The 12,650-nt window shown below is 54.8% G+C and carries 10 protein-coding genes; 8 read left to right on the top strand and 2 right to left on the bottom strand.

Annotation, left to right across the window (positions count from 1 at the left end; genetic code table 11):
- Positions 1-7: 7 nt before the first annotated feature.
- The 7 genes from AC2FLJ_RS04010 to AC2FLJ_RS03980 all read left to right on the top strand — a co-directional run bounded on the left by AC2FLJ_RS04010 (position 8) and on the right by AC2FLJ_RS03980 (position 8,713).
- Entirely contained in the window at positions 8-1,630 is a 1,623-nt protein-coding gene (locus tag AC2FLJ_RS04010; protein WP_496700083.1) for a dihydroxyacetone kinase subunit DhaK, read from the top strand.
- 7 nt (positions 1,631-1,637) lie between these two features.
- Positions 1,638-2,696: a LacI family DNA-binding transcriptional regulator gene (locus tag AC2FLJ_RS04005; protein ID WP_496704509.1), complete on the top strand. Its 1,059-nt coding sequence runs from the start codon at positions 1,638-1,640 to the stop codon at positions 2,694-2,696.
- A 28-nt stretch (positions 2,697-2,724) separates the two neighbouring features.
- Positions 2,725-3,780 carry a sugar phosphate isomerase/epimerase family protein gene (locus AC2FLJ_RS04000; protein ID WP_496700085.1) on the top strand — a complete coding sequence of 352 codons (1,056 nt, stop codon included), beginning with the start codon at positions 2,725-2,727 and terminating at the stop codon, positions 3,778-3,780.
- Entirely contained in the window at positions 3,780-4,934 is a 1,155-nt protein-coding gene (locus AC2FLJ_RS03995) for a Gfo/Idh/MocA family protein (protein ID WP_496700086.1), read from the top strand. The genes AC2FLJ_RS04000 and AC2FLJ_RS03995 overlap by 1 nt, the downstream gene beginning before the upstream one ends.
- 77 nt (positions 4,935-5,011) lie before the next feature.
- On the top strand, positions 5,012-6,469 hold the full coding sequence (gene xylB / locus AC2FLJ_RS03990; RefSeq protein ID WP_496700088.1) for a xylulokinase: 1,458 nt from the start codon (positions 5,012-5,014) through the stop codon (positions 6,467-6,469).
- A complete protein-coding gene (locus AC2FLJ_RS03985) occupies positions 6,469-7,425 on the top strand; it encodes an aldose epimerase family protein (RefSeq protein ID WP_496704508.1) in 957 nt (318 codons plus the stop codon). Before xylB ends, AC2FLJ_RS03985 begins: the two co-directional genes overlap by 1 nt.
- Entirely contained in the window at positions 7,415-8,713 is a 1,299-nt protein-coding gene (locus AC2FLJ_RS03980; RefSeq protein ID WP_496704507.1) for a cytochrome-c peroxidase, read from the top strand. Before AC2FLJ_RS03985 ends, AC2FLJ_RS03980 begins: the two co-directional genes overlap by 11 nt.
- On the opposite strand, the gene AC2FLJ_RS03975 is transcribed toward AC2FLJ_RS03980, so the two are convergent.
- Positions 8,714-10,222, bottom strand: a complete 1,509-nt coding sequence (locus AC2FLJ_RS03975; protein ID WP_496704506.1) for a CRTAC1 family protein — start codon at positions 10,220-10,222, stop codon at positions 8,714-8,716. It abuts the gene before it with no gap.
- Positions 10,212-11,429, bottom strand: a complete 1,218-nt coding sequence (locus AC2FLJ_RS03970) for an ROK family protein (protein WP_496704505.1) — start codon at positions 11,427-11,429, stop codon at positions 10,212-10,214. Before AC2FLJ_RS03970 ends, AC2FLJ_RS03975 begins: the two co-directional genes overlap by 11 nt.
- A 151-nt stretch (positions 11,430-11,580) precedes the next feature.
- Here AC2FLJ_RS03970 and xylF point away from each other — a divergent pair, with 151 nt between their 5' ends.
- Complete coding sequence (xylF, locus tag AC2FLJ_RS03965; protein ID WP_496700102.1) at positions 11,581-12,600, top strand: D-xylose ABC transporter substrate-binding protein; 1,020 nt, start codon at positions 11,581-11,583, stop codon at positions 12,598-12,600.
- Positions 12,601-12,650: the final 50 nt, after the last annotated feature.

The following is a 12,650-nucleotide window of genomic DNA, read 5'->3' as shown; positions in this document are numbered from 1 at the left end:
CAAAAGCATGGCCCAGTTCCTCAACACAAAAGAAACCCTTGTAACAGAGGCGATAGACGGCCTTTTGGCCTCTTCTGGCGGCGCATTGACTCGGTTGGACGGTTATCCGCATATCAAGGTGGTTTACCGCTCGGACTGGGACAAATCGAAGGTTGCGTTGGTCTCTGGTGGAGGATCCGGTCACGAGCCCGCTCATGCGGGTTTTGTCGGGGCTGGAATGCTGACCGCCGCTGTTTGCGGAGAGGTGTTTGCGTCCCCATCGGTCGAAGCGGTTCTTGCTGGTATTCTCGCCGTGACCGGTGAGGCGGGGTGTTTGCTGATCGTCAAGAATTACACGGGCGATCGGTTGAACTTCGGGCTCGCTGCAGAACGTGCCCGCGCCTTGGGGCGCAAAGTTGAGATGGTGGTGGTGGATGACGACATCGCCTTGCCGGACCTACCGCAACCGCGCGGTGTGGCAGGGACCTTGTTCGTACACAAAATTGCCGGCGCGCTTTCTGAAGATGGCGCTGATCTGGACACCGTGACCAAGGCTGCAAAAAGCGTCATCGATAAAGTGGTCAGCATCGGGATGAGCCTGGACACCTGCACTGTACCGGGGTCTCCGAAAGAGAACAGGATTGCGCCGGGCAAAGCTGAATTGGGCTTGGGTATCCATGGCGAACCGGGTGTCGAACAGGTGGAATTTGCCAATGCGGTCACAGCAATGTCCACCGTCGTGGAAAAGTTAAAACAACGGGTCGGCGCGGGGGAGTGTGTTGCGTTGGTCAACAACCTCGGGTCGACAACCCCTTTGGAAATGTCCGTGCTGACGCACGCTTTGTCCGAGACTGGTTTGACGAGTCACGTTATTGGTCCTGCGCCAATGATGACATCGCTGGACATGCATGGGTTCTCTGTTTCGGTGTTGCCCGTCAGCGAAGGCGAATTGTCGGCGCTTGAAGCTCACGTCGGTCTGGTGGCATGGCCCGGCGTCAATTCTATTGGTCCAGTTCAAGTTGCACCTTTGCCTGATGGCTTGACCCCGATTGATCCTATTCCTTCAAACAACCCAGCCACAAAGGAAACGATCACGCGATTGTCCGAATTGCTGATAAATGCCGAGAAAGACCTGAACGAATTGGATGCCAAATCCGGTGACGGAGACACCGGTAGCACATTGGCAACTGCGGCGAGGGCATTGCAGGGTAGCCTAGACCGAATGCCCCTTGCGGATCTGACACAACTCTTCCCCGCTTTGGGCAACGAACTCAGCCAGACAATGGGCGGTTCTTCGGGCGTGATCCTTGCCATCTTTTTTAATGCTTCCGGAGACGCCTGCGCCAGTGGCGCGTCGATCCCGAAATCCCTTGTGGAAGGTTTGAACCGCGTTAGCCAAGTTGGCGGGGCCAAAGTTGGGGACAGAACGATGATCGATGCGTTGGCTCCCGCGCTGGACGCTTTGCCTTTGGGTTTGGCTCAAGCTGCACAGGCGGCGCGCGAAGGTGCAGACAGTACGGCAAATATTCACCGTGCCAAGGCCGGTCGGGCCGCCTATGTTCCCGAGGAAAACCTAATGGGAAATAACGATCCTGGCGCTGAAGCCGTCGCCTTGCTGTTCGAGGGGTTGGCGCAGGAGATTAAAGGCTGAACGACTTGTGGAAGACCAAAAACACAAACTAATATTGGTGAATAAGCCAACTGTGAATGACATCGCGCGCGTTGCGGGTGTTAGCTTAGCAACCGTTGATCGAGTCCTGAACAGGCGACCAGGCGTTCGGGCCGTGACCGTAGAAAAGGTTCAACAGGCAATCAATGAGCTTGGCTATGTCCGCGACACCGCTGCAGCTAACCTTGCGCGACAGCGTATCTATAACTTCTTGTTCGTGCTGCCCGATACCGACAACGAGTTTGTCGAAGCGCTCAGCAAGCAGATCGTTGAACAGTCACGCGACCAGTTAATTGAGCGGACGCGTATGAAAATTCAACGGGTGGCTCCGTTTGATCCTCAGGAAATTGTCGAGATTCTGGATGCGCTGGACAGTCGCGATATTGATGGCGTCGCCGTTTTCGGACCCGAAACGCCTTCGGTCCGGGATGCCGTGAAAAGAGCCCGGGACAAAGGCGTTCCGGTGGTGGCTTTGGTGTCTGACCTGCCTAGCTCGGACAGGGACCATTTCATTGGAATTGACAATGTTTCGGCAGGTCGTACGGCAGCTCAACTGATGGGGCGCTTTGTGCATCGCAAGGGAAAAGTGCTGGTGCTGACAGGTTCGCGCCTGGCGCGAGATCATTTGGAACGGCGTCAGGGATTTGATCTGGTTATCGCCGAGGATTTTCCGCATCTCGAAGTAGTGGCGTCGGTCGAAGGTCGCGATGACCCTGAGCTAATCTACAAGATGATGCCCGAGATTTTTGAGACCTACCCGGATCTCGTCGGGATCTACTCTTCCGCTGCTGGCAACGCCGGACTGATCCAGTTTCTGTCCGACGGCAATATCAGCAAAGATCTGGTGATTATTGCTCACGAGCTTACGCCGCTGAGCCGCGAAGCGCTGACTCGCGGGACTTTTGATGCGTTGATCTCACAGGATTCAGGCCACTTGGTCCGATCTGCGGTTCGTCTACTGCGCGCAACATCTGACAAGGTTCCGTTCAACAAAGCGCAAGAGCGCATTCGTATCGATATCTATCTGAAGGAAAATTTGCCGCCATAGAGGCATCGGTTTTTGGGGAGGAGACATTATGAAAACGATAAAAGGCCCGGCGTTGTTTCTGGCACAGTTTGCCGGAGATGAAGCGCCCTTCAATTCGTGGGACGCCATCACCAAATGGGCGGCGGATTGCGGCTATAAAGGCGTTCAGGTGCCCAGTTGGGATAGCCGGTTGTTTGATCTTGAAACCGCCGCCTCAAGCACGGACTACTGTGACGAGTTCAAGGGTAAGGCTAAAGAAAACGGCGTAGACGTCACCGAGTTGTCCACGCATCTTCAGGGCCAACTTGTAGCCGTGCACCCCGCCTACGACACAGCTTTCGACGGCTTCGCCGCCGAAAGCGTTAGAGGGAACCCGAAAGCCCGGCAGGAATGGGCTGTGGATCAGGTCAAGAAGGCGCTGTCAGCCTCCAAGAATTTGGGGATATCAGCGCACGCGACATTCTCTGGCGCACTGGCCTGGCCCTATGTCTACCCTTGGCCGCAACGTCCTGCAGGTCTGATCGAAACGGCGTTTGATGAACTGGCCAGCCGTTGGATGCCAATTCTGGATCACGCGGAAGACTGCGGCGTCGATGTGTGCTATGAAATCCATCCGGGCGAAGACCTGCATGACGGTGTGACCTTTGAGATGTTCCTCGAACGGACAAGCAACCATGCTCGGGCATGTATGTTGTACGACCCGTCACATTATGTACTGCAATGTCTCGATTATCTGGACAATATCGACATCTACAAAGACCGGATCCGGATGTTTCATGTCAAAGACGCCGAGTTCAACCCGACCGGTCGGCAGGGCGTCTATTCCGGTTATCAAGGCTGGGTTGATCGGGCAGGAAGGTTCCGGTCGCTTGGCGATGGTCAGGTCGACTTCGGGGCTGTGTTCTCCAAAATGGCGGCGAACGACTTTGACGGCTGGGCTGTGGTAGAATGGGAGTGTTGTCTGAAACACCCTGAGGACGGGGCGCGTGAAGGCGCGCAGTTCGTGTCCGATCACGTTATCCGCGTGACCGAGAAAGCCTTTGACGACTTTGCGGATGGTGGCACAGACGAGGCGGCCAATCGGAAAATGCTGGGGATAGACTGATGGTAACTGGACGCAATGAAGAAACATCTGGCCGCATTCGCCTTGGCATGGTTGGCGGCGGCAATGATGCGTTCATAGGCGGTGTGCATCGAATTGCCGCTCGCTTGGACGACAAGTTCGAGTTGGTCGCAGGTGCTTTGTCTTCAACGCCGGAGAAATCCAGGGAAAGCGGTGCGGTGTTGGGACTCGACCGGGTCTACGACGATTTCAAGCAGATGGCGATCAGAGAGGCGCGTTTGAAATCGGGGATAGAGGCAGTCTCGATCGTCACGCCCAATCACGTTCACTACGCCGCCGCGCGCGAGTTCCTGAAGCGCGGCATTCATGTGATTTGCGATAAACCCCTCACCTCGACCCTTGTGGATGCCAAGAAGCTGGTCAACGCGGCAGAAAGTTCCGGTGCGCTGTTCATTCTGACCCACAATTATACCGGCTACCCCATGGTCCGTCAGGCGCGTGAGATGGTCGCCAATGGGGAGATCGGCAAAATCCGCGTGGTTCAGGTTGAATATCCGCAGGATTGGTTGACCGAGCAGCAGGACTTCAAACAGGCCGAATGGCGAACCGATCCTGAGCGTTCCGGCACAGGGGGGTCGACCGGTGACATCGGAACCCATGCTTATAACATCGCCTGCTTTGTGACAGGTCTGAAACCGGAGAGCCTTGCAGCTGACTTGCAGGCCTTCGTGCCAGGACGCAAAGTCGATGACAATGCGCATGTCCTGTTGCGGTTCGAAGGCGGCGCGCGCGGGATGCTGTGGTCGTCCCAAGTTGCCCCTGGAAACGAAAACGCCCTGCGATTGCGCGTATATGGTGAAAAGGGTGGGCTTGAATGGGCGCAGGAAGACCCGAACTATCTTTGGTTTACGCCTTATGGCGAACCAAAACGTCTGATCACCCGAAATGGGGCCGGAGCCGGGGATGCCGCCAATCGGCTGAGCAGGGTGCCTCCGGGTCATCCGGAAGGGTATCTGGAGGGGTTTGCAAACATCTATAGTGAAGCTGCGGATGCCATTATAGCGTTTCGAAGTGGGAATTCGCCTGATCCGTCGGTGATCTATCCCACCGTTCAGGATGGGTTGAATGGTGTCAGGTTCGTCGCAGCTTGTGTGCAAAGCTCTGCAAGAAATGCAGCTTGGGTAAAGTTGGAGTAGCGCGATACTCGCCTTGACAGGGCGTCATCCATAATTAATTTTACCAATTAAAATAAAACATCAAAGGGTGACGCCGAATGTATCTTGGATTGGATTTGGGAACGTCGGGTCTCAGAGGAATTCTGATTGATGACGCCGGTCTCGTCGTCAGCGACGCAGAAGCTGGCATTTCCACATCGACGCCAAAACCCGGTTGGTCCGAGCAGAATCCGTCAGATTGGATTAACGCGTGCACAAAGGTTATTGCGAAGCTCCGGTCAGACAACGCATCGGCATTCGCAAAACTGCGCGGAATTGGTCTGAGCGGGCACATGCATGGTGCCACCTTGTTGGATGCCGAAGGTGAAACTCTAAGGCCCTGCATTCTATGGAATGACACACGATCTGCAAACGAGGCAAAAACACTCGATCAGTCTCCACAGATGCGGACCATTTCCGGGAACATTGTTTTCCCGGGTTTCACAGCGCCGAAACTGGAATGGGTGCGGTCGCACGAGCCCGAGGTTTTCTCAAAAACAGCCAAAGTTTTATTGCCGAAAGACTATCTTCGGTTTTGGCTGACAGGTGAATACATCTCGGACATGTCAGACAGTGCCGGAACATCCTGGTTGGATGTTGACAAACGGCAGTGGTCTGAAACGGCGCTGGGTTTGGGTCACATGCAGGCCGCACAGATGCCGCGTCTTGTCGAAGGGAATGAGCCGGCTGGTGAACTGAAAACCGAGCTGCGGCATGCATGGGGCCTTTCTGGTCCTGTTGTCGTGGCGGGTGGCGCAGGCGACAACGCAGCGGCGGCTTGCGGTATCGGGAGCGTAAAGGACGGTGCGGGTTTCGTGTCGTTGGGAACGTCCGGAGTTCTTCTTGTTGCTCGGGATGCATATGGCCCGGCGCCTGAAACTGCAGTGCACTGCTTTTGCCATGCTGTTCCCGAAATGTGGATACAAATGGGGGTCATACTCTCGGCAACAAACAGTATGAATTGGCTTTCAAGCAATCTCGGCCAACCTGTGGAAAAACTGGCGTCGATGGTACCTGATAGCATTGCCAGACCTTCTTCGATTACGTTCCTGCCGTATCTTTCAGGCGAGCGAACGCCGCATAACGACAGTCGCATTCGAGCAGCATTCTTGGGTGTCGACGTCGCATCGGGCCCCGCCGATCTGACCCAATCTGTGATGGAGGGCGTTGCCTTTGCAATGCGTGACTGTCTCGAAGCCTTGAAAAGCACAGGGACCTCGCCGACCAACTTGATGGCTGTTGGAGGAGGTGCAAGATCCAGGTTTTGGTTGGAAACACTTGCTACGGTATTGCAAGTGCCTTTGGATGTTCCAAAAGGCAGCGAATTCGGCGCGGCCATGGGCGCTGCACGACTTGCGATCTGTGCCGCTAACAATGCAAAGCCCGGCGACATTATGAAGCCGCCTAAAATTCAGGAAAGCATCGACCCACGCAAGGATCTGGTCGAACCCTATGAAAGGGAATTCGGACAATATCGGCAGTACTATAAGGCGCTGGCGCCCTTGGCGGGTGGATGATGGCTGAAGTTGGAAAACCTTCTCGGTTCGAAACGGTTATGCTGACTGATGGGGACATGCGAGCCTCGGTGCTGAACAATGGGGCATTCACTCAAGGTTGGTGGTACAAGGACGTGCGGCTTTTTTGGGGGTTCAATGACCTAATTAAATACTTCGCCGATAAAACCTTTATGGGCGCAACCGTTGGCCGTGTTGCGAACCGGATCGGCGGCGCGCGGTTCGAGTTGCAAGGCGCTGGTTTTGAACTTAACGCCAATGAAAGTGAAAACACTCTACATGGGGGAGCAGAGGGGCTTTCCAAACAATTCTGGAACCTTGAGCAGACCGCACCAAACGAAGTGGTATTGCGTTACCTTTCACGCGACGGGGAAAGCAGCTTTCTAGGGAACGTCCGGTTCGGGGTCAGTGTCACGCTACGGAACCCATGGTTGACCTACACACTACAAGATCATTCTGACCGGCCTAAACCGATCAATCTTACACAACACAACTACTATACTTTGGGCAGCGCAAAGGGTGTTGACGCACACGAGCTGGAACTCGCCTCAGAGCGGTACTCAGAAATTGACGAACAAGGAGTTCCGTCCGGCGGGCTATGTTCGACCAAGGACAGCGAATTGGATTTCTCTACACCTAGATCGATCGGGCATGTTCCGATGCCGATCGACCACTATTTCTGCTTTGATCAAGCCCGTGACCCGACAGATCCGGTCACGAAATTCACCGCGTCGTCCGCTCTTTTTCTGGCCGCTTATGCTGACCAACCCGGAGCACAGGTTTATTCGGGTGCCCATATGGCGAAGCCACTACGCGGTTCATCTGGTTCGTGCATCGAGCCATCGGGATGCCCGAACGCGCCCAACATACCTTCGTTTCCCTCGGTCATTTGCACGCCCGAAAAACCGTACCGGCATGAACTCTCGCTCGAGATCACGGAAGGTGGCAATGGGAGTTAGGCTATTCATTCCCATCATCAGCTTTTTGATTGCTGGCACCAGCGCCAATGCTCAGGAACTTGGACCACCTCCGACTTTCCTTGAGCCTGATTTCCACCGCGTTGAATTGGGACAGTTGCTTTTCTACGATCCGGTTTTGTCCGGCAACAAGAACATCAGTTGTGCGACCTGTCATCACCCTAGGCTTGGCACGTCGGACGGCCTTTCGCTCGGCATCGGGGAAGGCGGGATCGGCTTGGGTACTGAACGCACGCTGGATACTCAGAATACGCCGGAGCAACGTATCCCTCGAAACTCACCGGCGCTTTGGAATCTTGGTGCGACGGAGTTCGCGACGTTTTTCCATGATGGGCGTCTTGAAGCCGATCCAACGCAACCAAACGGGATCAGAACTCCTTTGGGGACACATATGCGGTCCGGTTTTCAATCGGCATTGGCGGCACAGGCGATGTTCCCGGTGCTTTCACCAGACGAAATGGCCGGTCATTACTCCGAAAATGACGTCAGCGAAGCGGTTCGATTGGGGCTATTGACACAACAAGGTGGAGCGTGGGACCTGATTGCGGCTCGTGTTGCCGCCATCCCAGAATACAAGCAGCGCTTTGATGCCATTACGCCGGGTAGTGAGATCTCATTCACGGCCATTGCAAACGTGATCGCAGATTTCATCGCATTCGAATGGCGCGCCGACAACAGCCCCTTTGATCGCGCGATGCGAGGCGAAGACGCACTATCTAAAAACGCCGAATTCGGCATGCACCTGTTTTTCGGCAAGGCGGGGTGCAGCAGTTGCCACGCGGGCTGGTTCCAGACGGATCACAAGTTTCATTCGATCAGTTTGCCGCAAATCGGGCCTGGAAAGGCCGCGCGGTTTGAGAGTCATGTTCGCGATGATGGGCGACTTCGTGTTACAGGTCGTGCCGAAGATGCGTTCACATTTCGCACGCCATCTCTACGCAATGTAACGCTGACCGCGCCGTATGGGCACAACGGAGCATTTGCGCGACTCGAAGATATCGTGCGCCACCATCTGGACCCGGTTACATCCTTGCGAAACTACAAGGTGGAGATGGCTTTGTTGCCAGATTTCCCGGGCTCTGAAGACGAAACTCCCTTGCTGGAGCAGCAACATCTGGATGCCATTGCCAACAGCAACAGCTTGTCGAAAATTACTCTTACGGATCACGAGGTCGACGCTCTTTTAAGTTTTCTGGCAAGCCTTGAGGATCCGGCGCAGAGGCTGGGTGTGCCTGCCCAAGTTCCAAGCGGTCTGCCGGTAGATCAATAGTCACCGACGCATTTGAACAATCTGGTTCGGTGCCACGTCCTGCCATGTGCTGGCCTCTCCATCCGGCCAGACTACCCGAAGCTGTACTTGGGTTTCGTCCCCCAAACCGAAATGTTGATATCCAGTCACACCACCAGCATGTCCGCCGCCAATGGTTATTTCTCGGGTTTGCAAACCTTGCGCGGTTTGAACCTCGACAAATCCACCGACCGCTGCCTGGTTGGATTTGTCCTGAGCAACATCAACCAACAGCCAATTGCCGCCTGTTGAGATATTTTGACTGACCTCAAGTATTGATCCACGGTTTACGACCACCAGATCGAGCCACCCATCGTTGTTCAGATCTGCAAGCGCTGCACCGCGAGACTTCGCCATCGAAGCAACACCAGCCTCTGCCGAGGCTTCGATAAACTGACCTTCCGAGCGCTGAACCAACAGGTTATTTGGATCGTTCAGTGCAGCATCCGGCATTTGCTCGACATTGCCTTTGGTCACGAAGATGTCGTCTCGGCCGTCATTGTTGACGTCTCCAAACTGTGCGTGCCAGCCGGTCGACGGCCTTCCGTCGTTACCGACATGCGGTCTGTGTGCGGTTGTGCCTTTTTCGTAAGTTGCATCGCGCCACGTCGGGCCGTTGGTATCCGGGTCAAACACCTGAAGTTTCTGGTCGCCCATCGAGGTCAGATAGACCTCGGGAAAGCCATCTCCGGTCAGATCGCGAGAGGCAATACCCATTCCCCAGATCGAATAGGGCAGCCATCCGTCTTCGGTCGAGTATAATCGCGGTTCAGGCTCCATCGCCCATAGCTGTTCTTGCCCATTGCGCACGTAATAGTGGCGGTCATTGCTGACACGAAGGTCTGCGCGTCCGGATCGTGCCCAGTCGGAAAACAGAATGGAAAGCGAGCAGAAGCTGGGTTCTAGTTGCTGGGGTTTGCCATAGCTGCCCCCGTTCGGGCGGTAGAGTAGGGTTGGGTCGCAAGATTCAAACGGGCCTTCCGGGTCGAAGCGATCCACGTAAGTTCCAAATGCCAATGTTGGCAAGGATTGGTCGTCTTCCCATGTGGCCGAAAATCCAGTGGTCCAGTGATCCACGGTTTGGAACTTGATGTTATCGAAGGGACGGAACTGACAATCCGACTGACCTTGAAGCAGGACATCATCGCCCACACGCAATATGGCCAGATCCATCAAACCATCGCCGTCAACGTCCAATGGGTAGGCGCCGGTTACTCCGGTTAAGGACAGCTGATCCGGTGTCTCAATAAGAAAAGAAACCTCGCCCTCAGAGGTGTTTTTGAACAGCTGAGATCGATTGGACCCGCCCGCGACGAACAATTCGGGTAATGTGTCTGCGTTACAATCAAAAACCGCTACTCCGCCGCCAACAAAGTGCTCCCAGCCGCCATCGTAAATATGAACGGGCACGTCGATGCTTTTGAATTGAAGCTGTGAATCGGCATCGGCAGCTGTGGCAAGAACGAGTAATGCCGCAAATTCAGGACGCATTCGCCGCAAGCCCCTTTACCTTCAGGATCGAGACCTGTTCGATCCCATACGCGGCCGCACCTTTGGCCCACATCAGATCGCCCCAGTGATGCACTTTGATTTCAGGCAAGGGTGCGTCGACATTCACAACACCATTTTGAATGCGCGTCATAACCTCGGCCGAGCAGAGGTGTTCAAAGCTCATTTGCGCACCTGACACAATGATGCATTGGGGATCGAACAGATTGATCAGATTGGACACTCCAAGACCAAACATCTGCCCCGCACGCGCAAGCACCGAGGTGGCTCTGTCATCACCGGAAATGGCGCGAGTGTGGATGTCCGAGACCGTTTGCATGTCGTCGGCGTGACCCGTGACAGTCATTTCTCGGATCAAGGCGTAGTCCCCAACATAGGCTTCCAAGCACCCCCGTTGACCGCATTGGCACAGAGCGCCGTCGAGTTGCACTTTGATATGCCCAAACTCAGCCCCACAGCCTCTTTTCCCGCGGTAGAGCCTACCGTCCAAAACGATACCGAGGCCAACACCATGTTCGATCGTGACAACAAGAAAGTTCTTTAGCCCTTTGCCTAGCCCAAAAAGCTGTTCGGCTTTTGCGACGAGGTTGGCGTCGTTTTCCACGAAGGCAGGGCAGGGGAGCTCTTTCGCAATTAAAGGGTTGAAATCAATGTTTCTTTCGGTCACCGAAGACGACCAGTGGACAAAGTTTCTAGCTGCATCAATCTGCCCAGCCAATCCGATTGAAATGCCAGCCAAGTGTTCGATTGAAAGACCGACCTGTTGGCATGTGTCTTCAAGGGCCAAGCGGATAGTCGATATAAGGTTTGCCGGCGACATTCGGGCGTCTTCAAGCTGGGCCTTGTGCGACGTCACCTCGTTCCCTTCAAAATCCACGAGAATGACCGAGATCATTTGGCGTGCAACCTTCAGGCCCGCGACAAGGAACGACTGGCCGTCCAATTGCAGCAAAACTCTGGGTCGCCCCCTTTTTCCCGACTTTGACTGTGCTTCGCCTTCAATCTCTTTGATCAGCCCTGCCGAGATCAAATCAGCCGTTGCTGAGGTGATCGTGGCAGGACTGGTTTCCAAGGCGGACGCGATATCAATCCGTGAAACGGATCCCTTACTTCTGATCTGTTCCAACACCCGCAAGCGGGTTGCGTTTCTTTGGTCCAAAGAAACCACAGACGCTTTGCTTTTCAGCATCTTGTCCTCGCGAATCTTACTCTGGACCCAACTTAAGTGAATTTAATGATGTCTTGTAGGCTAAATATTTTACCGACTGAAATAAATATGGTATTCAAATTTGTGAGAGCCGCGAATCGAAATGCGATGGCTCGGCAAATGGGAGGAAATCATGAAGAAAATTCTCAGCTTTACGGCTGTGGCCACTTTGTTGGCTTCGACCGCATTCGCAGAGCCAGTGGTTGGCGTAAGCTGGTCGAACTTTCAGGAAGAGCGTTGGAAAACGGACGAGGCGGCAATTAAGTCGGCGCTTGAAGCAGGCGGCGCCGAGTACATTTCGGCAGACGCGCAATCGTCTTCCGCAAAGCAGTTATCGGACATTGAAAGCCTGATCGCTCAAGGTGTGGACGCGCTTATCATTCTCGCGCAGGACGCGCAGGCCATTGGACCGGCTGTTCAGGCAGCGGCGGACGAAGGTATTCCAGTCATTGCTTATGATCGCCTGATTGAGGACGACCGAGCGTTCTATTTGACCTTCGACAATGTGGAAGTCGGCAGAATGCAGGCCCGAGCTGTCTTTGAGGCCATGCCCAAAGGCAACTACGTGATGATCAAAGGCTCTCCTACTGATCCGAACGCAGATTTCCTGCGCGGTGGTCAGCAAGAGATCATTGGAGCAGCCGTCGACAGCGGCGACATTGTAATTGTTGGTGAAGCCTATACGGATGGCTGGTTGCCCGCGAACGCGCAGCGAAATATGGAGCAGATTCTGACCGCGAATGAGAACAACGTGGATGCAGTCGTTGCGTCGAATGACGGTACTGCAGGCGGCGTAGTTGCGGCCCTGACTGCGCAGGGCATGGAAGGCATTCCAGTGTCTGGTCAGGACGGCGATCACGCGGCGCTGAACCGTGTTGCGCTGGGAACTCAGACAGTTTCGGTATGGAAGGATGCCCGTGAACTCGGAAAGGCCGCTGGCGAAATCGCTGTCGCACTGAGCGGTGGAACAAGCCCGGCTGACGTCGAAGGCGCAACAAGCTGGACATCACCAGGTGGCACCGCGATGAATTCGGTCTTCCTTGCGCCGGTTCCGATCACCAAGGACAACCTGTCCGTCGTTGTGGACGCCGGATGGATCCCATTGGAAGATCTGTGCCAAGGCGTTGAAAACGGACCTGCTCCTTGTAACTAATCTTCAAAGTCCCTGGCTCTGTCTGGGCCGGGGACCATTGCTGAATATGA

Source organism: Ruegeria sp. CDSA034 (assembly GCF_059612275.1).
This window is presented reverse-complemented; position numbering and strand designations above follow the sequence as displayed.

Excerpts from the sequence above, each read along its gene's own strand:
- AC2FLJ_RS04010 (WP_496700083.1), top strand. The coding sequence starts at position 8 with ATGGCCCAGTTCCTCAACACAAAAGAAACCCTTGTAACAGAGGCGATA.
- AC2FLJ_RS04000 (WP_496700085.1), top strand. The coding sequence starts at position 2,725 with ATGAAAACGATAAAAGGCCCGGCGTTGTTTCTGGCACAGTTTGCCGGA.
- AC2FLJ_RS03995 (WP_496700086.1), top strand. The coding sequence starts at position 3,780 with ATGGTAACTGGACGCAATGAAGAAACATCTGGCCGCATTCGCCTTGGC.
- xylB (WP_496700088.1), top strand. The coding sequence starts at position 5,012 with ATGTATCTTGGATTGGATTTGGGAACGTCGGGTCTCAGAGGAATTCTG.
- AC2FLJ_RS03985 (WP_496704508.1), top strand. The coding sequence starts at position 6,469 with ATGGCTGAAGTTGGAAAACCTTCTCGGTTCGAAACGGTTATGCTGACT.
- AC2FLJ_RS03980 (WP_496704507.1), top strand. The coding sequence starts at position 7,415 with ATGGGAGTTAGGCTATTCATTCCCATCATCAGCTTTTTGATTGCTGGC.
- AC2FLJ_RS03975 (WP_496704506.1), bottom strand. The coding sequence starts at position 10,222 with ATGCGTCCTGAATTTGCGGCATTACTCGTTCTTGCCACAGCTGCCGAT.
- AC2FLJ_RS03970 (WP_496704505.1), bottom strand. The coding sequence starts at position 11,429 with ATGCTGAAAAGCAAAGCGTCTGTGGTTTCTTTGGACCAAAGAAACGCA.
- xylF (WP_496700102.1), top strand. The coding sequence starts at position 11,581 with ATGAAGAAAATTCTCAGCTTTACGGCTGTGGCCACTTTGTTGGCTTCG.